Raw genomic sequence first — 24,604 nt, 5'->3', positions numbered from 1 at the left:
TTTGTATATACGCAGTAAATGTGATATACTATATATGACTTTTATATAAATCTTTTAAAAGAGTGGGCGTATGTCCACTCTTTCATTTATGATTAGCTCAATTTTATAGTGTTTTTATCAAGAGATATATACAAGATGTAGTAAGTAAGGAGGCGATGGCTATGAAAAGAGAAGCAGTGGAGGAGTTTGTATCCTCTGTGGTTGAAGGTATTATAGCCGGCACCGATATGGAACTCGTCGATGTAGACTATGTACGTGAACGGGATTGGTATTTACGTGTCTACCTTGATAAACCAGGTGGTGTAGATTTGGATGACTGTCAGTTGGTGAGCGAAAAATTAAGTGCTGTCCTCGACGAAAAGGATCCAATTACGGAAAACTATTTATTGGAGGTATCTTCTCCCGGTCTTGATCGAGTTCTTAAGAAAGACAAGGACTTAGTTCGCTATAATGGCCGTGATGTAGATATTCAGTTGTTTAAGGCTATTAATGGTAGTAAACAATTTACTGGTGCATTACAAGGTTTTACAGACACAACTATCGAATTTACTATCAATGGTGAAAGCATAACATTTGAACGTTCTGCTATTGCACAAATTCGATTACATCTTGATTTTTAATATATGGAGGCATACGAGTGAGTCAAGAATTAATTCAAGCGGTAATGGTGCTTACAAAACAAAAAGGTTTTGCTCCTGAGGTTATTTTTGAATCCTTAGAGGCTGCATTACTGCAAGCATATCGCAAAGAACCAACATCTAATCCAGATGCGTACGTTGTGATTGACCGCGAAACAGGTGTTTATAAAGTAATGGCCAAAAAACAAGTTGTGGAAACTGTTGAATTGCCTGAAACAGAAATTAGCTTGTTGGATGCTCGCAAAAAAGATAAGCGTTTTGAGATTGGTGATGTAGTAGAAGTCGATGTAACTCCTGCTAACTTTGGTCGTAGTGCTGCCCATACTGCAAAACAAATGCTTATTCAACGTTTAAAAGAGGCTGAGCGCAGTGTAGTATATGAGGAATACTACAGTCGTGAAGGTGATATCATCACTGGTGTTATTACACGTGTCGAAGGTAAAAATGTGTTTATCGACCTTGGTAAAACAGAAGCAATTTTACCTCCAACTGAACAAATTGCTACTGAAACATACCGTGAAGGAGATCGTATTAAATGCTATATCGTAGAGGTTAAGAAAACTACGAAAGGCCCTCAAATTATGATTTCTCGTACACATCCAGGTCTATTAAAACGTCTATTTGAATTAGAGGTTCCAGAAATCTTTGAAGGCGTAGTAGAGCTTAAGTCTGTAGCTCGTGAACCGGGGATGCGTTCTAAAATCGCCGTATATAGTCGTGATGAAAATATTGATCCTGTTGGTGCTTGCGTAGGTCCTAAAGGGCAACGTGTACAACATATTGTTGATGAATTACACGATGAAAAAATAGACATTGTTAAATGGGATGAAGATCCAGCAATTTATATTGCTAACTCCTTAAGCCCTGCGAAGGTTGTATCGGTAGATGTAAGCGAAGAAGAAAAAGCTTCTTATGTAGTAGTGCCTGATTACCAATTATCTTTAGCTATTGGTAAGGCTGGTCAAAATGCTCGTTTAGCTGCTAAGTTGACTAACTGGAAAATTGATATTAAAAGCGAAACTCAAGCTGCTGAAGAACCTTTCACAGGTTTTGGCAATGCTGAGGATGGTGAATAGTCATGAAACCAAAATCCCAACCTATGCGTACTTGCGTAGGATGTGGTGAACCTAAGGCAAAACGAGAGTTGATTCGCGTAGCCTTGAGTCCAGACGGCAATATCACTATTGATCGCAGCGGTAAAGCACCAGGACGTGGAGCTTATTTATGTGAGTCTATGTCGTGTTTTGAGCAGGCTTATAAGGCAAAACGATTAGAACGATCATTAAAACATAGTGTATCTAAAGAGATATACGAAGCATTACAACGTGATTTACAAGAGAATGAGTAATCACTGATATACATGAATGAAGATAAAATTTTGAATCTCTTAGGCTTAGCACAACGAGCAGGAAAAGTTATTTCTGGTGATTTTATCGTAGAAAAAGCTATAAAGAGAAAGGAACCGAAATTGGTACTTCTCGCTGGTGACTGTGCAGCCAATAATGAAAAGAAATATACTCAATTAGCAGAAACCCATCACATTCCACTTCACAGTATTGCCAATAAAGAGGCTTTAGGAACGGCCATTGGTAAGGAAGTTAGGGTAGTAGTTGCCGTACTAGATGATGGATTTGCAAAGGCATTACTTAAAGAGATTGATCGATAATAAGGGGGTATGTAGATGTCCAAAAAGCGCGTTCATGAAATCGCCAAAGAGTTCGGCGTAGAAAGTAAGCAGGTCATTTCTATCTTGCAACAAAATAATATCAATGTTACGAAAGCAGTTAATTCTGTAGATGATTCAGGTTATGAAATTGTAAAAAAACAATTAGGTAAAAAATCTGAAGCTCCTAAAGTAGCACAAAAAATAGAAAAAAAGGTAGAACAAAAGTCTGCTCCTGCAGCTCATAAACAAGAAGTTGCGTCACATAAACAACATTCAAATCGTTCTAACGAACAGAAAAAAGATAAACATAAACAATCTGGTCAAAAACAAGACGATCAATCTAAACAAAAGGACCATAAAAAAGGCAATGTACGTCATGTACAAATCTCTGAGCCTACACGCAAATCCGATGGTAACCAACATGGTGGAGACCGCGCTAACAATCGCCCTAATAATACCCGCAATAATGATAACCGTAATAACGTTCGTTCTAATGATGCGCGTAATAATGATAATCGCAACAACGATAATCGTAATAACGACAACCGCAATAACGATAACCGCAATTCTAATAATGATCGCCGTAACAAGAAAAATAAAAAAGGTGGCAATAACCGCCCTCAATCCTTGTTATCTACATCTATGCAAAAAAAGAAGAATCGCGTAAAACATCGTAACGAGCAGTACTTACAGCAAAAAGCAGAAGCTGAACGTAAAGCTGAAGCAGCAATTGCTACAGAAATTGAATTGAGCGGTCCTTTAACTGTTAAAGAATTAGCTGAAAAAATGGGTCGTGAAGTATCTGAAATCATCAAGAAATTGATGCTTTTAGGTGTTATGGCCAGCATTAACCAAGAGGTTGATGTAGATACAGCTACTATTGTAGCTGAAGAGTTCGGTGTAACTGTAACTGAAGTAGAACCAGAAGAAGATCCTACAGATGTTATCGAAATTGAAGATGCACCAGAAACGTTAAAACCACGTCCTCCTGTAGTAACTATTATGGGTCATGTTGACCATGGTAAAACATCTTTGTTGGACGTAATTCGTCAAACTAATGTAACAGCTGGCGAAGCTGGTGGTATCACTCAACATATCGGTGCGTACCAAGTTCGCTACAAGGATAATAAAATCACATTCCTTGACACACCTGGTCATGAAGCGTTTACTGCTATGCGTTTACGTGGTGCAAAATCTACAGATATCGCAGTTCTCGTAGTAGCTGCTGACGATGGAGTAATGCCACAAACTATCGAGGCCATTAATCATGCGAAGTCTGCAGATGTACCTATTATTGTAGCCATCAACAAAATGGATAAACCAGGTGCTAACCCAGACCATGTTAAACAACAATTGTCTGAACATGGTCTTTTACCAGAAGAATGGGGCGGCGATGTCATCATGGTTCCTGTATCTGCTAAACAAAAACAAGGTATTGATGACTTACTTGAAAATATTTTGCTTGTAGCAGAGGTTATGGAATTGAAAGCGAACCCTAACCGTAAGGCATATGGCGTAGTTATCGAGGCTCAACTTGATAAAGGTCGTGGTGCTGTATGTACTGTCTTGGTACAAAAAGGTTCTCTTCGTGTAGGTGATACAGTACTTGCTGGTACTGCATACGGTAAAGTACGTGCCATGACAAATGAGCGCGGTGAAAAAGTAAAAGTTGCTCGTCCGTCTATGCCGGTAGAAATTTTGGGCTTCTCCGAAGTTCCACAAGCCGGTGAAATTATAAATGGTATGGATGACAACGAAGCACGTGCAATTGCTGAAAAACGTATTGCTAAGCAACGGGTTCAAGAATTGCAAGCTACACATAAAGTTACATTAGATGATATTTTCAACCAAATTCAACAAGGCGAGTTGAAGGATCTTAATATTATCATCAAAGCCGATGTTCAAGGTTCTGTAGAAGCATTGCGTCAATCTTTAGAAGGCATCAAAAACCCTGAGGTTCGTATTGTTATTGTTCATGCTGCAGTAGGTGCCATTAATGAATCGGATATCATGTTGGCATCTGCATCTAATGCGATTGTAATGGGCTTTAATGTACGCCCTGATGCTAATGTTCGACGTGCAGCGGAACAAGAAAAGGTTGACTTGCGTACATATCGTGTAATTTATGATGCTATCAATGACGTTGAATCTGCTATGCGCGGTATGTTGGCGCCTCAATTTAAAGAGGTTGTCGTAGGTCGTGCAGAAGTGCGTCAGGTTATTTCCACACCAAAGGCTATTGTAGCTGGCTCTTATGTAACAGAAGGTCGTATTACTAACGACTCTGAAGTTCGTTTAATTCGTGACGGCATCGTTGTATTTGAAGGTAAGGTTGATTCTTTACGTCGATTTAAAGATGAAGTTAAGGAAGTTAAAACATCCTTTGAATGTGGTATCTCCTTAGAAGGATACCGCGACATCAAGGAAGGCGACGTTATTGAAGCTTACTTGATGGAAGAAATTGCACCTCAATTATAGGAGGTTTATATGAGTGATGTTCGTGTCAGAAAATTACAAGAATTTATCAAACAAGAGGTAAGTCAAATGTTGATGCGCGGATTGAAAGATCCGCGTATCGGCTTCACTACTATTACCGATGTTCATGTAACAGGTGATTTACGTGAAGCTACGATTTATGTTTCCTTGTTTGGTTCCGATAAGGAAAAAGAAGATACCCTTATCGCATTAAAGCATGCAGCAGGTCATATTCGTACAGAGCTTGGTAAAGTACTTAAATTACGCCATATTCCTTCCATCACCTTTGATAAGGATACGTCTTTAGACTATAGCATGCATATTGAATCCCTTTTGAATGAAATCAAAAAGGATGAAGAAATAAATTAACAAAAAGGATACAGAACATGAGTAAGATTACTATTAATCAATTACATATGGCTCTGTGTGAAGCTAATTCTATTATGCTAACCGTCCATATTAGACCTGATGGTGATGCTATTGGGTCCATGGTAGCCTTTTACGAAGCCCTTGTAGGACAAGGTAAAACTGTATATATGGTAGTGGATGATGTAGTTCCTGAGAAGTACACATTCTTACGATATACGGACCACATTCATGATGTAGCGTATTTTGAAACTAATCCAGTTGATATTGATATGCTTATGGTTTTGGATGCTAGCACGTATGAGCGAATTGGCAAAGTAGGTGCACTTTGGAGTGCACCTATTTTTAATATAGATCACCATATTTCTAATACAGAATTCGCGGACCATCTATATTTAAAGCCTGACTTTGCTGCCACTGGTGAAATTGTTACCGACTTATGTACAAAATGGAATTGGCCTATCACTGAATCTATGGGTACTGCATTATATATGGCGATTGCTACAGATTGTGGTTTCTTTAAATTTAGCAATACTACAGCAAATACTCTTGAGATGGCTGCCAAATGTGTAGCTGCAGGGGCTAGACCAAATGTTATTTCTGAAACCATAGAAGCCGTATCTGCCAGTCGTTTAGAATTAACAAAACAAGTTATGCAAACTATCGAGTTTTACAAGAATGATACGATTGCTACCATCGAGTTGAATCGTGAGGCTATGACTATTCTTGGCGATGATACAGATGGTTTTGTAGATATTATTAGAAATGTTGATACTGTAGACGTGGCAATTTTATTAAAAGCAGAAGCTGATGATATAACACGTGTAAGTTTACGTTCCAAAGGTATTGATGTGAACGTTGTAGCAAGCCATTTTGGTGGTGGTGGTCATATTCGTGCTGCAGGTTGCACTATTAATCTACCATTAGAAGAGGCAAAACAAGCTCTCATTGAGGTAATTTAATAATGGATGGGATATTACCATTTTTAAAACCACCTGGCATTACAAGCCATGATGCCGTTGCTATTTGTCGTCGTATTCTAAAGGAAAAGCGCATTGGTCATAGCGGTACATTGGATCCTATGGCTTATGGTGTATTGCCTGTGTTTCTTGGTAAGGCTACGCGCCTTATAGAATACACGGATGAATTTGATAAAACCTATGTAGCAGAATGTAAATTGGGTACTTTTACAGATACTGAAGATAGCTCAGGACAACCTGTATTGCCAGATAATGATATGCTATTGCGAGATGGTATTGTATTGAATCGAGCTATTCAATCTACAGAAATCTCGACAACGATGGTTAAACCAGGCTTTGAAGAATTGGTTAGTATTTTGAGAAAATTTGCTGGCGTTCAGGACCAAAGGCCGTCTAAGTATTCTGCCATTAAAGTAAATGGTATTCGAGCTTATGAATATGCTCGTAAAGGTATTCCTGTGGAGCTACCATTACGTCAAATTCATATTAAAAATATTGAGCTCATTGCTTATGGATTCCCTTTTTTCACGATTCGCGTGACATGCTCAGGGGGGACTTATATTCGCTCATTATTACGCGATATTTGTATTGCTTTAGGTATTCCTGGCGCTATGACTTCTTTGGCACGTACTCAAGTAGGCCCTTTTGATATCGGCTCTGCTAAGATGGCCGAAGAATTGATGCTACATGGTGAAAGTCTGTTATTGCCAACAGATACGGCTGTTTCTCATCTTTCAAAAGTAACTGTAAATAGTGTACAATTAAGAATGATGATAGAAGGCAAGCAGTTACCGATTGGTAAAGAATTTGCTTTCACAGAAATTGGTCAGCTCTATAGAGCTTATGGACCGAATGGTTTTATTGGTATTATGAAACGAAACAACCACACATTAAAAGTGGAAAAAAATATTTTTATTGAAGGATAAGTATGAAGCAACTACATTCGTTTGATGAACTACGTCAAATCAAAGATACAAAAGTATATGCCCTTGGTACCTTTGATGGCATTCATCGAGGTCATCAACGAGTTATACATAAGGCTGTTGAAGAGGCTATATCAGTCGATGGGGTTAGTATCATCATTACCTTCGAGCATCATCCATTGACTATATTACATCCAGAACGAGTACCTAAACGAGTGATTCAAGAAGAGATTATGGATACTGTGCTAGAAGAACTCAAAGTTGACTATATTTTGCGGTTACCTATGACTGAAGCATTATTAAAAATGACTGCAGATGAATTTTTACATGAACTCTGCAATGATATGAATGTGGAAGCTATTGTAATCGGTGAGAACTTTACATTTGGTGCAAAGGGGCTTGGTAATCCAGAATATATGAAACAAGTGGTAGCGGATAAGAATATACGAGTTCTTGTACAGCCTTTATTACCTTGTGATGGTAGTAGTACACCTATTTCTAGTACAGAAATTAGAAAAGCTATTCATGAAGGGCATTTGGAGGATGCAAATCATTGGCTAGGTAGGCCATTCCAGTTTAAAGGAACTGTGATTAAAGGTGATCAACGGGGACGCACATTAGGATTTCCTACATTAAATCTATTACTTCCTAATGAAATGGCTACACCTCCAGACGGAGTCTATGCTAATCGTGTATGTATTGATGGTATTTGGTATGATGGGGTAGGCAATATTGGAGATAATCCAACCTTTAGAAATCAGTACCATAGATGTGAAGTACACGTTTTTAACTTTGACCAAGATATATATGGAAAAGAAGTAATTGTACAGTTCATTTCTTATATTAGAGGGGAAGTTAAATTTAATAATTTACAAGATCTTATCAATCAAATGAAGGTAGATGAAGAACAGGCTCTAGCTATTTTGGCTAATGCATAAAAGGGGGTTCTCATGGATATTAAAGAAGCTCGAAAACAGATAGATAGTATTGATTCTGTATTAGTTACGGAGTTTGAGAAGCGACTCACACTGATTAAAGAAATTGGTAAATATAAGGATGAACATCACTTACCACTTATTGATGAAGAACGGGATGAAACTATCATTGCTTTACATACTCAAAATTGTAAAGATAAAGTTTTAGCACCTTATGTTGAAAATTATATAAAAACCGTCGTTTCTATGAGTAATGAGTTCTTAAAGGAGCATATGCATAAGCATATTTTTCTCATTGGTATGCCTGGCGCAGGTAAAACTACTGTTGGTAAGGTTCTAGCAAAAGAGTTAGGCCGCGACTTTTTCGATCTAGACCAAACGATTCAAGACAAGGTAGGTAAATCCGTTCAAAATATTTATATTTACGATGGTAAAGATGCTTTCAGTGAATATGAATATAGTACAATCAAAGAATTAATTCACAATAAACCATCTGTCATTGCTACAGGTGGCGGCACTGTTACCTATGATAAAACTGTTAAATTGATGCGCAATAATGGTCTTGTTGTATTTGTTAACCGCGATGTAAATCATATTTTAGATGATTTGGATCTAGAGATTCGTCCGCTTGTAAAAGAAAGTATCGAATATATTTTTAATGTATATGAAGAACGTAATCCTTTATATGAAGAAGTAGCACATATTAAAATTGGTAACGAAGGCAGTATTACCGATGCAGTGCAAGAAATTATTGAAGCTTTGCCGAATACGGAGAAATAATGGACGCCATACGAGGATTTGTATACCGAACTATATATGAGAATACACAACGTACATATTGCGTGTTTATCCTAAAAGATTATAATGAGGAATACATTACTTGTACTGGCAAATTTGAGTCTCCTAAAGAAGGGGAAGACATCGAAGTACGGGGCCGCTATGTAGAACATGAAAAGTACGGCCGCCAATTTGATGCGAGCAGTGTTGAAAAGTTAAAACCTGATAATATGGGTGCTGCCAAGACTTATTTGTTGAATCTAGGAATAAAAGGTTTTGGTGAAAAATCCGTAGAGAAGGTACTAGAATATTTCGGTATTCGTATTTTAGAAATTTTACGGGAAGAACGTCCAGAAGAGATTAAAGATGTTCCAGGTCTCCGAAAGAGTGTTAAGGATGAGCTATTCAATACCTTACTTGGCGAAGGTATTTTATCTGATTTAAATCATTTTTTTGAAAGTCATCACATTTCATCGAAATGGAGTCGTATTGTATATACCTATTATGGTGTGCAGTCTGTCGCAGTTATAGAGGATAATCCTTATACATTATTACGTGTAGCACCGGATATGCTTTTTGGTACGGCCGATACACTAGCAGAGCATCTTGGTATTAATGGTAGTGATACACGCCGTTTAGAGGCTGGTTTAGAATGGATTCTACGTAGTCTAGATAATCAAGGTCATACATGTTTACCAGTAGACCAACTTATCGGTCGACTTGACGATTTATTACAAACTGATGTAGATGATATTGCGAACTTTATTGAAAGCCTGCTGGAACAAGGTGCACTGTATAGTACGTATTATGAAGATATCTTATATATCTATCCGCCAGAGATGTATGTTTCTGAAGTGGAAGGTGTCCACTATACTCGTGAGTTTCTATTAGAAGCTGATCCAATAGCATTAGATATTTCTAGTTTTATTGAAAAGTTTGAACGAGACAACTACATTATCTTTGGTGATGCTCAAAAAGAAGCTATACAGCTCTCATTTTTTGAAAAGTTTTCTCTTATAACTGGTGGTCCTGGTACAGGTAAAACAACTATCATCAAGGCACTAGTAAAAGGTTTCCAACTCGGTGGATTGGGGCGCATTATACTTTGTGCTCCTACGGGACGTGCTGCAAAGCGTCTGACCGAGGCCACTGAGTTTGAAGCTACTACAATTCATCGTCTATTGGTACCTGTTCAAGGTAGTGACTCCTATGACTTTACAAAGAATGAAGATGATCCTCTAGATATAGATGTCATTATCATCGATGAAGCATCTATGCTTAATGTGCGTTTATTCTATTCTTTGATGGCTGCTATTCCAAAGGAAGCCCATGTCATTATTGTGGGTGACGTAGATCAATTACCACCTATAGGTGCTGGGTTCGTATTAAAAGATTTATTAGATAGTGATTGTGTGCCCTATACACGACTTAATCAGATTTATCGTCAAAGCTCTGGTAATACTATCGTTGAAAGTGCTTACGCAATTAACCGTGGTGAAATGCCTAACCTGGAAGGTGTGAGCGAAGAGTTTTCTTTTATTCCTGTTAAATCTTATGACATGATGATGAAAGCCATCATTGATGTATATAAACGTGAACAAGAGACGATAGAGGATGAATTAGATATTCAAATTATTTCTCCTATGCGCCGTGGTGAAGCAGGTAGTACATTGATATCACAATATGTACAACAAGCCGTAAACCCTCCAGATAGCTATAAGGGAGAAGTTCGTGTCAATGGCATTACGTATCGCGTTGGGGATAAGGTTATTCAAATTCTCAATGATTATGAGTTAGAAGTGTTTAATGGCGAAATTGGCGTTATCTATGCTATTATGCGGACCGATATTTGTATCCGATTTATCCATAAAGAGGTTCGTCTACCTATCGATGAAGCACATATGATTATGCCTGCTTATGCTATTACGGTCCATAAGAGTCAAGGTAGTGAGTATGGTGTAGTTATTATTCCATTTGTTCCACGTTATGGTGGTATGTTACAACGTAATTTGTTGTATACTGCTGTTACACGGGCAAAGCGTAAAGTAATCATCGTTGGTACTACGAGCGCAGTTGAACGTGCTGTGCGTACTGTTAATGCCGATGAACGTTACACATTGTTTAAAGAACGACTACAAGGGAGATGTGATTCGTAATGAGTCTTTGGGATTTCCTATTTCCACCTGTATGCCCTCACTGTGGTGCACCTGTGGCAACACAAGGGGATTGGTGTAAAGCTTGTTTTACAGATTTATTACATATTCGTCATGTACCACATAAATTTTTACACTATGTAGATGATGTATGTGTGTTGGCCGAATATCGTGGTGGTCTAAAGTCTATGATTTACGATGTAAAATTTAATGAAAAAAAGGAGCAGTCCAAAGGGGCCGCTCCTTTTTTAGTATCGTACAACTTTTACATGAAATATAATGAGTCTAATATTGTGAATAGTAATTGTAAAATTATGTATGATTATATTGTTCCTGTACCATCTAGCGAAAAGAAAAAAGCTAAGAGAGGATATAATCAAGTAGATTTATTCTTTCTTGAATGGGCTCATTCTTTATGGGAGATAGATAGAAAAAACTTTAAATGGTTAGATTGTATATACAAGTTTGATACTTCTCGAGATATGTGGGGATTAACAAATAAAGAAAGACATCAAAATATTGATGATGCCTTTGTTATATGTGCTGATTATAAGGATATTGATTTTACCAATAAGAATATATTAATTGTTGATGATATATATACTACAGGTGCCACAATTGAAGCTGTAGCAAAAGTCTTACAAAAGCATAAAGCGCTACGCATTGATGCCCTTACGCTGGCTAGTGGTAGTTTCTAATCTTTATTACTAAATGTAGGAATATAATATTTGATTTCATATTAGCCAAGCACATCAATAAATGCTTTAACTACATCAGGATCAAATAGTGAGCCAGATGCACTAAAGAGTTCTTCTTTTGCTTTAGCTTTTGTTTTCGCCCAAAATTCAGTAGAAGGATTAACTGTTGTATCATAGTAATCTGCTACAGCAATAATTCGAGCTCCTAACGGAATATTGGCACCACGTAAATGTTTGGGATAACCAGAGCCATCCCATTTTTCATGATGGTAACGAATATAAGGCAAAATTTGTTGGCAGCAAGGATAGTTTTCAATCATATTGGCTCCACTTGCCGCATGTTGTTTATACTTAGACATTTCTTGCTTATTAAGATATGGAGATTTTTGGATTAATGCATTAGGTACCATTAATAGACCCACGTCATGAAGTAGAGCTGCGTGACGAATCTGTTCAATTTCATTTAATGGCAAACCCATTTTAGCTGCGATGCTAACAGCATAGTTTGAAACCTGGATAGAATGTGTATAGAGATGATAGCTTTTCATTTGTATCATCTGTAAAAGTTGTGCGCTTATGGCTTCTAAACTATCTTTCTCCAGTTCATACAAACCTGATGGTTGCATCAATGATAACATAAACATAATAAACCCCTCTAACTAACAAACTGAACATATGGTACAACCCCTCGTACTTATGTTCATATCGTACAACTTTAGGCCGTTCTAATTTAACAGTATACAAATTATACACCATAAATAATTTTTTGTGTATGATACGTATGTTCTTACAAATATGTTGTATTCATATTTGGCATACAAAAACTAATTGACAATTTAAGAATCCACTAGATATGGTACTTAAAAAATGTGATTTTAGAAATATTAAAATATTATGAAGAATATTTTAGGTTTTCTATTCCAATTTTCTATACATCAACAAATAGGGGTTGCAAAATTTATTCTCATTGTTCTAAGAATTATGCGATAGTATGTTTGGTAAAAAAATTATGTTTGGCTACTTAACTATATAATCAAAATTTTTTAAAATAATAGTAAAACTAGACATGAATACTGTTATTCTTTATAATACGTCTATACGGGTCTGTGGTTGAAAGTCGAGGCTAGTCGCAGGCAAAACGATCCACATAAGCAGCCCAAAGGGTTGTGAGCATGGTGCGGCTTAGGTGTAAGTCCTGCCGATAAAATCGAGAGAGGTAGTAGTGGGGAGTCTTGGACTTATGAGCGAACCTTCCAGCAGGCGAGTGTGGGGGCAAAGACCAGGTCAGCCGTATAGGGGCACATGAGGCTTTTCTCATGTGCTTTTTTTATACAGTTGTATATTATAAAATCTATAGAAAACCACTAACTATGGGAAAGTTTTTATACATGAACGTAATATTTATACAAACAATGTATAAAATTAAAATATAAATATAGAGATTTTGCGATTGCATCTAAAATTATATACAAAATTATTGACATAATTATACTTAATCTATATACTATTATAAAGTAGTAGTAAGTTAAAATAATGAGGTTGATAATATGTTAAATAGCAAAGTAAAAAAAATAATTCTTGGCGGTTGTATGTTAGTGATGGCGGCTTCTTTAGTTGGTGGATGTGGTTCTTCTAATCAACCTACATCTAATAAACTTGTCGTTGGCACTAATGCTACATTTGTTCCATTTGAGTTTAAAGATGAAAAAACTCAAGATTATACAGGTTTTGATATTGAATTGATTCGTGCGATCGGTAAGCGTATTAATAAAGATGTAGAGCTAAAAAATGTAGCTTTTGATGCTTTGATTCCAGCTTTGAACACACATGATATTGATGTTGCTGCATCTGGTATGACCATTACAAAAGCGAGAAGTGAAAAAGTATTATTTTCTTCTCCTTATTATGAAAATGCCTTAGCAGTAGTATATAAAGATGGAACGGCTGTGAATTCTCTTGATGACTTAAAGGGTAAAAAAATTGCAGCCCAATTAGGTACTACTGGTGCAGATTTAGCTCATAAAATTGAAGGTACTACTGTAAAAGAATTTGACCATAGTAATGAAGCTTTGTTAGAATTACAAAATAGTGGAGTAGATGCAACTGTAATCGATTTACCTGTAGCTCAATATTACAGTACTAAGCATCCTGATCAACATATTAAATTTATGGCATATCCAAATACTAAAGAATATTTGGGCTTAGCAATTAATAAGGATAACAAAGCATTGCAAGAAGAAATTAATAAAGCAATTGCTGATATGAAGGCTGATGGTGAATTTAATACATTATATAAAAAATGGTTTAATGTAGATACACCTGCTGATATGCCAGTAGTTTTAGAATTTAAATAATAGGAGAGATTATGAGTTTTAATTGGGGGTTAATTGCGGATAATTTACCGCTCTTGCTACAAGGTGCTCTAGTGACTGTAGAAATTACAGCCATGTCTGTAGGTTGTGGCTTTTTTATCGGTCTTTTAGTATCTTTAGCAAATTTATCTAAATTTAGATTAGTTAGATTGCTTGCAAAATGTTATGTAGATATCATTCGTGGTACACCATTACTGGTGCAAATTTTCCTAATCTATTTTGCCTTGCCTATGATTACAGGTCAACGGATTGATCCATATATTGCGGCTGTTACCGCATGTAGTATTAACTCTGGTGCTTATGTATCTGAAATTTTCCGTGCTGGTATTCAATCTATTGATAAAGGTCAAATGGAGGCTGGTCGTTCTCTTGGTTTAACTTGGGGACAAACCATGCGTTACATCATTATGCCTCAAGCTTTTAAAGCAATTATTCCTCCGTTAGGGAACGAATTTATTGCCATGTTGAAAGATTCCTCTTTAGTTTCTGTTATCGGTTTCGAGGAGTTGACACGTCGTGGTCAATTAATCATTGCTAAAACCTATGCATCCTTTGAAATCTGGGGTACGGTTGCTGTGATTTACCTTATTATGACAGTGACTATCTCACAATTAGTTGGATATCTTGAAAGGAAATATAGCATTAAATGATTAAATTAGAAAATGTACATAAATCTTTTGGTAAAAATGAAGTACTAAAAGGTATTAATTTACATATTAAACAAGGTCAAGTAGTTGTAATCATCGGCCCTTCTGGTTCTGGTAAAAGTACGGTACTGCGCACTATGAACTATTTAGAGGAACCTACATCTGGTAAGGTTATCGTAGATGGCATGGATCTTTCTGATAAGAAAAAGTTAAATGACGTTCGTGCTGAAGTAGGAATGGTATTCCAAAACTTTAATTTGTTCCCACATATGACAGTTATGGAAAACCTTACCTTAGCACAAACTAAGGTTCGTAAAACATCTATGGAAGAGGCTAAGAAGATAGGTCAAGCTTTACTTGATCGAGTAGGCTTGGCGGATAAAGCCAATGCATACCCTGATTCTTTGTCAGGCGGTCAAAAGCAGCGTGTTGCTATTGCTCGTGCTTTAGCTATGAAACCAAAAGTAATGCTTTTTGATGAACCTACTTCAGCTCTTGATCCTGAAATGGTTAGTGAAGTGCTAGATGTTATGAAGTCTTTAGCTGAGGAAGGTATGACGATGGTCATCGTTACTCATGAAATGGGCTTTGCGAAAAAGGTAGCGGATAGAGTGTTATTTGTTGATGGTGGCTTGATTTTAGAAGATAATACACCTGAACGCGTATTTGATGCACCTACCAATGAAAGAACAAAATCATTCTTAGATAAAATTTTGTTAGATTAAATAATATAATTATAGGAAGCAAATTCTAGAATTAGAAATTGCTTCCTGTTTTTTTACATTAAATTTAACCTATCTATTTATATTAATTTTTATTATATATGTATAGCTTAATATCTATTAATATATTTGATAACTTTTAGACTGAATTTATTAATTATAAAGAGTTTGTATAAAGATTTACAGGGTAGATTAATCTGAAAAACACGATTATTGCTATAAATATTTGTGATATAACAATAATTTATACAGTCATTTTTTAAAATAATAATTTTTAATTCACATATTTTTATGATTATAAAAATATACAATTAATTTATAGGGTGTATATAATTATTTATAACATGTATAGATATAGGGATTGTTGAGATTTACAGCAAATGATATTCTTATTTCTAGTGTTTGTATATTCATTAAAAATGTAAATATTGTTGTTTGATATTTTATACATGCTGTGTTATGATACACATATAGAGCAAGACAGCAAGACAATATATATATTTTTAGGAGGATGTTACCATGTTAGGTAAAGTAAAATGGTTCAGCGCAGAAAAAGGTTATGGTTTTATTGAACGTGAAGACGGTAGCGATGTATTTGTACACTACTCTGCAATCCAAGACGAAGGTTTCAAATCTTTGACTGAAGGTCAAAATGTAGAATTTGAGATTGTTGATGGAAACCGTGGACCTCAAGCCGCTAACGTTGTTAAAGCGTAACTACATACCAAAAAAATTATAAAAACAATATATAATTGGACCCTGATAGTATATACTATCAGGGTTTTTGATTTTCTATATACATTTTATACATAATTCTACAAAAAATATAAGATTTTTAGATAAAAAAGAAGGAGTTTTACAGTTGGATGTAGAAATACTAAATATAACACGAGAGATAAGGTTATATAATACCACACACTCGCATCTCGTGGATGATTTTTAGAAAGGGTGTTGACTTATGAAAGTAGCAATTAGAGGAAAAAACATTGAAGTAACAGATGCCTTAAGAGCATATATCGAAAAAAGATTGAGTAAATTGACTCGTTACTTCGATGATGAGTTAAATGCACAAGCGGTTTTATCCGTTGTAAAAGATAAATCTACAATTGAACTTACATGCTTTGTTGATAAAATCGTTCTTCGTGGTGTGGAAACCAACGATGATATGTATGCAGCTATTGATTTAGTAGTAGATAAAATTGTTCGCCAAATCCATAAATATAAAACTCGTTTGGCTAAACGTTTCAAAAAACAAGAAGCTTTCCATCCTGAAACTTTGGCAACTCCTGTGGAAGAAGAAACTATTGAAGTTGTAAAACGCAAACATTTTGTTGTGCGTCCTATGGATGTTGAGGAAGCGATTTTACAAATGAATCTTATTGGTCATGATTTCTTTATGTTCTTCAATGCTGAAACTGAATCGATGAACGTTGTATATCGTAGACATGATGGTTTCTATGGTTTGATCGAGCCAGAACTTCAATAATATATAATGTCGGCTGAACTTAATCCTAACTCCTTTCTACTTTAAATCAGCCGATTATTATATTAAGGTGGATGACTTAAAATAGTCATCCACCTTTTTTGCCAAAATAATATTATAAATAATCTTGAAATGCCTTGAATTCTTTGACTATTCAAGGCTTTTTCGTTATAATAAGTTAGATAAAATAATGTAAGATGTCCCGTAGAGGAGTGATTTGTTTGTTAAGCTTTTTACAAAGGCTATTAGGCAATAATAACGCAAAAGAAATTAAAAAAATGCGTGCTATTGCAGATCATATTAATGAAATTGAACCTAATTATATTAAATTAAGTGATGCTAACTTAGTGGCAAAAACTGATGAGTTTAAACGTCGTTTGCAAAAAGGGGAAACGTTAGACGACCTATTGCCAGAAGCATTTGCTGTAGTTCGTGAAGCATCTAAACGCGTTTTAGGCATGCGTCATTTCGATGTACAGTTAATGGGGGGCATTTGCCTGCATAATGGTAATATCGCGGAGATGCGTACTGGTGAAGGTAAAACATTAGTAGCTACATTGCCCGTATATTTGAATGCATTGACCGGTAAGGGTGTACACGTTGTAACAGTAAATGATTATTTGGCGACTCGTGATAGCGAGCAAATGGGACGTTTATATAATTTCTTAGGACTTTCCACGGGCCTTATTGTGGCTAATCTTGACTTTAATCAACGTAAAGAAGCCTATGCGTGTGATATTACATATGGTACAAATAATGAGTTTGGTTTTGACTATTTACGGGATAACATGGTAACCGATGTTGTTCAAATGGTACAACGACCATTGAATTATGCCATTGTGGATGAAGTAGACTCCATTCTTATTGATGAAGCAAGAACACCATTAATTATCTCAGGCCCTGGTCAACGTTCCACTGATAATTATTATAAATTGGCTAAAATTGTTCCTCACCTTATAAAAGATGAAGACTATGTTATCGATGAAAAACAAAAAACTATTGCCCCTACAGATTCTGGCATCGCAAAGGTTGAAAAAATGCTTGGTGTTGAAAACCTATATGATGCAGAAAATATCGAGTTGAATCATTTGCTTGGTGCTTCTTTGCGTGCCTATGCTATGATGCATCGTGATACAGACTATGTAGTTAAAGATGGTGAAGTTGTTATCGTCGATGAATTTACGGGCCGTTTGATGTTTGGACGCCGTTACTCTGATGGTTTACATCAGGCTATTGAGGCTAAAGAAGGTTTGAAAGTTGAACGCGAAAGCCAAACCTTAGCATCTGTTACATTCCAGAACTATTTCCGTATGTATGATAAATTATCAGGTATGACAGGTACTGCTAAAACAGAGGAAAAAGAATTTATCGATATTTATGGATTAGAGGTTATACCAATTCCACCAAATAAGCCTTTAATCCGGATGGATTTGCCTGATCAAATTTTCAAAACTAAAGCTGCTAAATATCGTGCTGTAGTACGAAATGCAGTAGAACGGCACCAAATAGGGCAACCTATTCTGATTGGTACTACATCTATTACACAGTCTGAAGAACTTTCACACATGTTGTTGCGTGCAGGTGTACCTCATAAAGTATTGAATGCTAAACATCATGAACAAGAAGCAGAAATCGTTGCAGCTGCTGGCCAAATGGGAATGGTAACAATCGCTACTAATATGGCTGGTCGCGGTACAGATATTACTCTTGGAGAAGGTGTGCCAGAACTAGGTGGTTTAGCAATTTTGGGGACAGAACGCCATGAAAGCCGACGTATCGATAATCAATTACGCGGCCGTGCTGGTCGTCAAGGGGATCCTGGTTCTTCTCAATTCTTTTTATCATTAGAAGATGACTTAATGCGTATCTTTGGTGCTGACAATATTACAGGTATCATGGATAAACTTGGTATGGAAGAGGATGAACCTATCGAGCATTCTTTGATTACTAAATCTATTGAACGTGCTCAAAAGAAAGTAGAGGATCATAACTATAACATTCGTAAATATGTACTCGAGTATGATGATGTTATGAATCAACAACGTGAAGTATTATACGAACAACGACGTCGTATTTTACGTAACGAATCCTTGCGTGAAACAATTAATGAAATGATTGACAAGCTTGTTACCGAATCTGTAGATGCTTATGCTGATGAAAAGCTCTATCCAGAAGAATGGGATTATGAAGGTCTCTATAAACATTTAAGTCAATATTTCTTAACAGAGGAGATTATGTCTTCTCAAGATATGGAAGAATATAGTCGTCAAGACTTATTAGAACGCTTATTAGAAATTGCTCATGAAGAGTATCAAGATCGCGTTGATATGCTTGGAGAGGCTATGTTTAGTCAACTTGAAAAGGCGATTATGTTGCGCGTTGTTGATAATAAATGGATGGAACATTTGGATAATATGGATATGCTACGAGAAGGTATTGGCCTCCGTGCATATGGTCAAAAGAATCCGTTGGTAGAATATAAGTTTGAAGCTTTCGATATGTTCCAAAACATGATTGTAGCTATTCAAGATGAGACAATCATGGCATTATATAAAATTCGTGCACAATTGATTCAAGAAATCGAAGAACCAGTTGATCACTTAGAAGGTGCACAATCCCATCATGAAGATGTGTTGGAGCCACAAAACATAGATTAAGATTTGTGAATGGCACGTTGCTCAAAGGGATTTCCACTGGGCAACGGCCATTTTTCTATTTTGTTAAGGTAATAGTTTATTGATGTAATAGGCTAATTAACTAAAGGTGGTGAACATAAATTGTTAGAAGATTTAAAACCGATTATTTCTAATCTAGAAGAACGTATTTATGGGATGAGGGATTCACTTTAACATCGCTCAGAAGGAAGACCGAATATTTACACTTGATGTACAGATGAGTGATCCTACATTTTGGGATAATCCAGATAAAGCTCGTGAGATTTCTCAAGAGGCCACACAACTAAAAAATGCTGTAGAAAGCTATAAGCAACTTGTTAGTGATATTGAAGATGCTAATATGATGCTTGAAATGGCTATAGATGAAGATGACCTCTCCATGGAGAGTGAAATCAAGGAATATGTTAAGCAAATAGAAGAAACCTTGGAAAAGCAAGAAGTACTTTTATTGTTAAGTGGTGAATATGATGCAAATAATGCTATTTTAACATTTCATGCTGGTGCTGGTGGGACGGAGGCACAAGATTGGTGTTCTATGTTAATTCGCATGTACTTGCGCTGGGCTGAAAAATCTGGCTTCTCCATCGAGTTAATGGATGAACAACCTGGTGATGAAGCAGGGATAAAATCTGCTACATTCCTTGTTAAAGGTGAAAATGCCTTTGGTTACTTGAAGTCTGAGAAAGGTGTGCATCGTCTCGTTCGTATTTCACCATTTGATGCCGCGGCTCGACGTCATACATCATTTGCTGCTGTCGATGTAATGCCTGAAATCGATGATACTGTAGAAATTAATATCGATATGAAAGACGTTCAAGTTGATACATATCGTGCTAGTGGCGCTGGTGGTCAGCATATTAATAAAACCGATTCTGCTGTTCGTATGACCCATAAGCCAACAGGTATTGTAGTACAATGCCAAACACAACGTTCTCAAATGCAGAATAGAGAACAAGCTTTACGTTTGTTACGGGCGAAACTATTTGAGTTAGAGCTCGAAAAGCAAGCTGAACTTAAAGAACAGATTGGAGGTACCTACCAAGCAATTGAGTGGGGGAGTCAAATTCGTTCCTATGTATTCCATCCATATAATCTTGTTAAGGATCATCGTACTAGTGTAGAAACTGGTAATGTTCAAGCTGTTATGGATGGCAACTTAGACCCATTTATCGAAGGTTTCTTAAAAAAAGAGGCTAACTTAACAATTTAGGAGATACTATGAAAAAGTTTTTACTATTCCTATTAGTGCTAATTATTGCTCTTGTAGTGGCATCCCAATTTTTATTACCATCTTTTATTGGCTCTCGTATTGAAAGTCAATTAAATGAAACATTGAAACCAACGGCTCAAACAGTAAATGTTGAGGCTCAACCTGCTTTCAAAATTTTATATGGTGAGGTGGATCGTGTTTATGGCACTTTGGAGAATATTAAACTGGGTAAATTGAATTTTGCTAGCTTCCGATTTGATGCTAAACAAATTTTTGTTAATCCAATTTCTTTATTAGCTAGTCAACAAATTGATATCGTTAGTGTTGGGAATGCTAGTATTGATGGGACTATTAATAAAGCTGATTTAGGGACTTTCTTAAGTAATGAAGCAGGTAGTGATATTCAAGACGTACAAGTTGACATTAGTAAAGATAATATCAGCCTAACCGGTAAAATGAATGTAGGCATGGTGTTTAAAGGGGATGTTAAATTAGATGGGAATTTAGAGTTAAAGGGCAATACATTATTGTTTTCACCTAAAAAGTTCACCATAAATGGTGCTACAATTCCTGGTATGACATCTAATGTGTTAGAAAGTACTCAAATTTATGACTTTAACAATTTTCCAATTCCTGTAAAAGCGGAAAGTTTAACTGTTGATAATGGTGAAATTCTCATTAAAGTTAAACCTGTACTCAACTAGAAAGGATTTGTCGTGAATCATCGGAACGCACAAAAAAGTAAGTACTCATGGATTCTTATACTTTGTATTATTATAGGTCTTTTATCTTCCTTATACTTAGTATTTGAACGCCATCAGATTGAGAAATCTCAAAATCATATTGAAAATATTGTAGACTATGATGCAGTTTTACGAGCCAGCGCCTTTGAAAAGCGTAGTCAACAAGAAGCTTTTGATGCATTACATAATGCTGGTGTGACTGCTTTTGCTATTTATGATCGCACGTTAGAAAAAGCAAAAGATGCGGGCCAAGTTAAAGTATTAAGCTCTGAAGAGATGGACTCTGTTCGTGTTAATGGCGCTGCGATTAAACCTGGGGCGACTTATGTGGCATTAATTTCAGGTAAAGAAGGTTATTATAAAGAAATTCGAGAGGATTTATACCACCGTATTGGCAAGGACAAGGTGAAAGAGCTTAATACAAGTATTGGTCCTGTTCTTGAATTGTATGGTGCAACAGCAGATAGCTATGCAAAGATGAATCTTGGTATTTCAAAGTTGCAAGCACAAGAGGTTGTAGATCGTGGTTTCAATGTTATCGTTCGTCCAACAAACTATAGAAACGTAACATCTGAAGATATTCAATATGTATTTAAACGACTTGAAGGCATTCCTCATGTAACAGGGATGATTTTTGCTGGTAAAGAAGCTCTAGGTGCACCTAATTTAACGGATGAAACATTAGCATTACTAAATAAAAACCATATTCCACTAGTTGGTATCGAAGCTGTAAATCAGTTGCAGTATGAGCCACAACAAGGTTTCTTGGAAATGGCGGCCAAAAATAATTATAGTGTAGGTCGTGTGTATACTATCGCTAAAGAGGAGTTAAAGAAAATTACCCCTGAAGAAGCGGCACAACGCTTTTACATTAGTGATATAGAGCGAAATATTCGTTTTAACTTGTTTCCGATGTATGAAACAGGTATAAATAATGAAACTGTATTACAGACTACAATCAACTATATTAACATAGCTACAGAGAAATTGGCTGTAAAAGGTTATGAATTTGGTCCAGCGGATATTTATCCTGCTTATACACCAAATCCATTATTAGTAGTTATTACAATGATCGGGGCTATAGCACTTTTTGTATATGTTCTACAAATGATGTTACCAATGTCTAAGCATACGCAACTTGTGGCCTTTTTTGGAATTTCTTTGGCATCCATTGTTGTATTTATTCTTACAAGTGGTACCTTAATTACTCAAATATGGGCTCTATCTAGTGCTATTATGGCTCCTGTAGGTGCTATGATACGCTTGATGGAAGAGTGGCGCCGTTATGATGGTGCACGTCCATTAGGTGCCATTAAGTCTACTATTCTTGCCTTATTATATCTTGTAATTGCTGCATTATTTGCTGCTATTGGCGGAATGTATATCGCATCTTTATTGGGCAATACGAAATTCTTTATGGAGTTTGCTCTCTTTAGAGGTGTTAAGTTGACCTTTGTTCTGCCAATTATTTTAGTTATTATTGCGTACCTTCAACGATTCCCATTGTGGAACGGCCGCATGATTAATTCCAAAGAAGAAGCGAAAACATTTGTAGTGGAATTCTTAACTATGGATGTTAAATTATATGTATTCTTTATAATAGCAGCACTTGGTGGTGCAGTATGGGTATTTGTTGGCCGTAGTGGACACACTGCAGGTGTTCCTGTACCAGGCTTTGAACTTATGCTACGTCGTTTTCTTGAAAATACAATGTATGCGAGACCGCGTGAAAAAGAGTTCATTATTGGTCATCCTGCTTTAATGCTAGCTACCTTTGCGTTCATGCGTAAGTGGCCTACAGTAATTCATTTCTTGTTAACTCTAGCTGGTGTTATTGGCATTGCTTCGATGGTTGAAACCTTCTGTCATCTTAGAACGCCAGTGTTCATGTCCATCATGCGTGGTTATGATGGTTTGTTAATTGGCGCCCTTTTTGGAGTGCTTCTTATCATCGCAGTACGGTTTATGATGTACGTAACACAATGGTTCCAAGCTAGGGAGGTTGACCATGAGTAATATTGTTATCTCTGGTTATTATGGCTTTGGTAATGCTGGTGATGAGGCCATGCTTTGTGCTATTATCGATGCTATTCGTAAAGAAGAGGCTGATGCACATATTACTGTAATTTCTGGTAATCCTAAAGAGACTAGTAAAAAGCATAATATTAATGCTGTAGGTACATTTTCTGCATTGGGTATCTTAAAAGCAATTGCTCATTCGGATCTTGTTATTAGTGGTGGTGGTAGTTTATTACAAGATGCTACTAGTATTCGCAATACTTACTATTACTTAAGTATTATGGCGTTAGCAAAGTTGCTTGGGAAAAAAGTAATGCTATACTCCCAAGGTATTGGTCCTTTAAATCGTTCATCAACACGTCGTGCCGTTGGATTTGTATTGCGTTTTGTAGATACTATTACAGTTAGAGATTCTATTTCAAAGGATGAACTAGTTTCTTTGGGAATTGAAGATGTAGAAGTTACTGCAGATGCGGTATTGGCCATGCAACCAGCAGATCTTTCAATTGGCTCTCATATTCTGAAAGGGTATATATCTAAAATATCTGAAGCAGATGAACAACGTAAACGAATTGGTGTGGCGGTTCGTAGTTGGAAAGAGGATACAGAGTATAGAGAATCCTTAGCTAATGTATTGAGCAGATTACAAGAACAAGATAATGTGGAAATTATCTTTATTCCTATGTCACATCCTGAGGATACAAAAGAGGCTAAGATCATTGCCAGCTATATGCCGAATGGCGCTATTGTGCTAGAAGGTCCGTTCTCTACAGAGCAACAAGTGTCATTATCTGGAAATGTGGACCTCATGATTGGTATACGTCTTCACGCTTTAGTTTTTAGTTCTTTAATGGGAAAACCAGTTATTGGTATTTCCTATGATCCTAAAATTACAAGCTTTTTACATATGATTGGTCAAGAGCCTATTGGCACAATGACTCATTTGCGTGAAGAAGCCTTATATCAATGGTGTCATAAATTGTTGAATTCTCGTGAGGAGTATCAAGCATCTTATGATCGCATTGAATCATTGCGTGTAGATTCCCAACGCAATGCAGAAATTGCTATTTCATTACTTAAAGATTATTAATATATTGGATTTTATCCAGAAAGTGAGGTCTC

General features: G+C 36.3%; 23 protein-coding genes. 22 read left to right on the top strand and 1 reads right to left on the bottom strand.

What is annotated here, in order from left to right; genetic code table 11:
• Positions 1 to 161: 161 nt before the first annotated feature.
• The 12 genes from E7L28_RS04375 to E7L28_RS04320 are packed head-to-tail and all read left to right on the top strand — an operon-like array spanning position 162 to position 11,611.
• A complete protein-coding gene (locus tag E7L28_RS04375) occupies positions 162 to 620 on the top strand; it encodes a ribosome maturation factor RimP (protein WP_316691710.1) in 459 nt (152 codons plus the stop codon).
• A gap of 17 nt (positions 621 to 637) precedes the next feature.
• Entirely contained in the window at positions 638 to 1,714 is a 1,077-nt protein-coding gene (gene nusA, locus E7L28_RS04370) for a transcription termination factor NusA (RefSeq protein ID WP_004693004.1), read from the top strand.
• A gap of 2 nt (positions 1,715 to 1,716) precedes the next feature.
• Complete coding sequence (rnpM, locus tag E7L28_RS04365) at positions 1,717 to 1,986, top strand: RNase P modulator RnpM (protein ID WP_004693005.1); 270 nt, start codon at positions 1,717 to 1,719, stop codon at positions 1,984 to 1,986.
• Between the two features lie 12 nt (positions 1,987 to 1,998).
• Positions 1,999 to 2,304, top strand: coding sequence for a L7Ae/L30e/S12e/Gadd45 family ribosomal protein (locus E7L28_RS04360; protein ID WP_004693007.1), 306 nt, complete (start codon positions 1,999 to 2,001; stop codon positions 2,302 to 2,304).
• Positions 2,305 to 2,319: 15 nt separating this feature from the next.
• Positions 2,320 to 4,782 carry a translation initiation factor IF-2 gene (infB, locus tag E7L28_RS04355; RefSeq protein ID WP_316691708.1) on the top strand — a complete coding sequence of 821 codons (2,463 nt, stop codon included), beginning with the start codon at positions 2,320 to 2,322 and terminating at the stop codon, positions 4,780 to 4,782.
• A 9-nt stretch (positions 4,783 to 4,791) separates the two neighbouring features.
• The gene (rbfA, locus tag E7L28_RS04350; RefSeq protein WP_004693011.1) at positions 4,792 to 5,148 is read left to right on the top strand and encodes a 30S ribosome-binding factor RbfA; all 357 of its coding nucleotides are present in this window, start codon (positions 4,792 to 4,794) and stop codon (positions 5,146 to 5,148) included.
• 17 nt (positions 5,149 to 5,165) lie between these two features.
• A complete protein-coding gene (locus tag E7L28_RS04345) occupies positions 5,166 to 6,107 on the top strand; it encodes a DHH family phosphoesterase (protein WP_004693013.1) in 942 nt (313 codons plus the stop codon).
• A 2-nt stretch (positions 6,108 to 6,109) separates the two neighbouring features.
• On the top strand, positions 6,110 to 7,051 hold the full coding sequence (locus E7L28_RS04340; RefSeq protein ID WP_270278807.1) for a tRNA pseudouridine synthase B: 942 nt from the start codon (positions 6,110 to 6,112) through the stop codon (positions 7,049 to 7,051).
• A 2-nt stretch (positions 7,052 to 7,053) separates the two neighbouring features.
• Positions 7,054 to 7,986 carry a bifunctional riboflavin kinase/FAD synthetase gene (locus E7L28_RS04335; protein WP_123137981.1) on the top strand — a complete coding sequence of 311 codons (933 nt, stop codon included), beginning with the start codon at positions 7,054 to 7,056 and terminating at the stop codon, positions 7,984 to 7,986.
• Positions 7,987 to 7,998: 12 nt separating this feature from the next.
• Positions 7,999 to 8,763, top strand: a complete 765-nt coding sequence (locus tag E7L28_RS04330) for a shikimate kinase (RefSeq protein ID WP_316691704.1) — start codon at positions 7,999 to 8,001, stop codon at positions 8,761 to 8,763.
• Complete coding sequence (recD2, locus tag E7L28_RS04325; RefSeq protein WP_316691702.1) at positions 8,763 to 10,916, top strand: SF1B family DNA helicase RecD2; 2,154 nt, start codon at positions 8,763 to 8,765, stop codon at positions 10,914 to 10,916. The genes E7L28_RS04330 and recD2 overlap by 1 nt, the downstream gene beginning before the upstream one ends.
• Complete coding sequence (locus tag E7L28_RS04320) at positions 10,916 to 11,611, top strand: ComF family protein (RefSeq protein WP_004693022.1); 696 nt, start codon at positions 10,916 to 10,918, stop codon at positions 11,609 to 11,611. The genes recD2 and E7L28_RS04320 overlap by 1 nt, the downstream gene beginning before the upstream one ends.
• A 41-nt stretch (positions 11,612 to 11,652) precedes the next feature.
• Here E7L28_RS04320 and E7L28_RS04315 read toward each other — a convergent pair whose 3' ends face one another.
• Complete coding sequence (locus E7L28_RS04315) at positions 11,653 to 12,255, bottom strand: HD-GYP domain-containing protein (RefSeq protein WP_004693025.1); 603 nt, start codon at positions 12,253 to 12,255, stop codon at positions 11,653 to 11,655.
• A 903-nt stretch (positions 12,256 to 13,158) separates the two neighbouring features.
• On the opposite strand from E7L28_RS04315, the gene E7L28_RS04310 reads away from it, so the two are divergent.
• From E7L28_RS04310 to csaB, 10 genes are all read left to right on the top strand, one after another.
• Positions 13,159 to 13,965, top strand: a complete 807-nt coding sequence (locus tag E7L28_RS04310; protein ID WP_008600779.1) for a basic amino acid ABC transporter substrate-binding protein — start codon at positions 13,159 to 13,161, stop codon at positions 13,963 to 13,965.
• A gap of 11 nt (positions 13,966 to 13,976) precedes the next feature.
• Positions 13,977 to 14,633 carry an amino acid ABC transporter permease gene (locus E7L28_RS04305; protein ID WP_004693053.1) on the top strand — a complete coding sequence of 219 codons (657 nt, stop codon included), beginning with the start codon at positions 13,977 to 13,979 and terminating at the stop codon, positions 14,631 to 14,633.
• Positions 14,630 to 15,355, top strand: a complete 726-nt coding sequence (locus tag E7L28_RS04300; RefSeq protein WP_004693054.1) for an amino acid ABC transporter ATP-binding protein — start codon at positions 14,630 to 14,632, stop codon at positions 15,353 to 15,355. The genes E7L28_RS04305 and E7L28_RS04300 overlap by 4 nt, the downstream gene beginning before the upstream one ends.
• A gap of 516 nt (positions 15,356 to 15,871) precedes the next feature.
• On the top strand, positions 15,872 to 16,069 hold the full coding sequence (locus E7L28_RS04295; protein WP_004693056.1) for a cold shock domain-containing protein: 198 nt from the start codon (positions 15,872 to 15,874) through the stop codon (positions 16,067 to 16,069).
• A gap of 241 nt (positions 16,070 to 16,310) precedes the next feature.
• The gene (gene hpf / locus E7L28_RS04290; RefSeq protein ID WP_004693058.1) at positions 16,311 to 16,838 is read left to right on the top strand and encodes a ribosome hibernation-promoting factor, HPF/YfiA family; all 528 of its coding nucleotides are present in this window, start codon (positions 16,311 to 16,313) and stop codon (positions 16,836 to 16,838) included.
• 218 nt (positions 16,839 to 17,056) lie between these two features.
• Positions 17,057 to 19,492, top strand: coding sequence for a preprotein translocase subunit SecA (gene secA / locus E7L28_RS04285; protein ID WP_316711456.1), 2,436 nt, complete (start codon positions 17,057 to 17,059; stop codon positions 19,490 to 19,492).
• 120 nt (positions 19,493 to 19,612) lie between these two features.
• Positions 19,613 to 20,720 (top strand): peptide chain release factor 2 gene (prfB, locus tag E7L28_RS04280; protein WP_206669385.1). Its coding sequence is split into 2 segments (ribosomal slippage): positions 19,613 to 19,669 and positions 19,671 to 20,720, totalling 1,107 coding nucleotides; the frame shifts between segments, so codons are not numbered across the junction.
• 8 nt (positions 20,721 to 20,728) lie between these two features.
• Positions 20,729 to 21,424 carry an LmeA family phospholipid-binding protein gene (locus E7L28_RS04275; RefSeq protein ID WP_004697145.1) on the top strand — a complete coding sequence of 232 codons (696 nt, stop codon included), beginning with the start codon at positions 20,729 to 20,731 and terminating at the stop codon, positions 21,422 to 21,424.
• 12 nt (positions 21,425 to 21,436) lie between these two features.
• Positions 21,437 to 23,479 (top strand): DUF5693 family protein, encoded by a 2,043-nt coding sequence (locus tag E7L28_RS04270; protein ID WP_021148074.1) that lies wholly within the window; start codon positions 21,437 to 21,439, stop codon positions 23,477 to 23,479.
• Positions 23,472 to 24,572: a polysaccharide pyruvyl transferase CsaB gene (gene csaB, locus E7L28_RS04265; RefSeq protein WP_004693157.1), complete on the top strand. Its 1,101-nt coding sequence runs from the start codon at positions 23,472 to 23,474 to the stop codon at positions 24,570 to 24,572. Before E7L28_RS04270 ends, csaB begins: the two co-directional genes overlap by 8 nt.
• The last annotated feature ends 32 nt before the right edge of the window (positions 24,573 to 24,604 follow it).

Origin of the sequence: Veillonella parvula, assembly GCF_032575955.1 — a bacterium.
GTDB lineage: Bacteria > Bacillota > Negativicutes > Veillonellales > Veillonellaceae > Veillonella > Veillonella parvula_J.
This window is presented reverse-complemented; position numbering and strand designations above follow the sequence as displayed.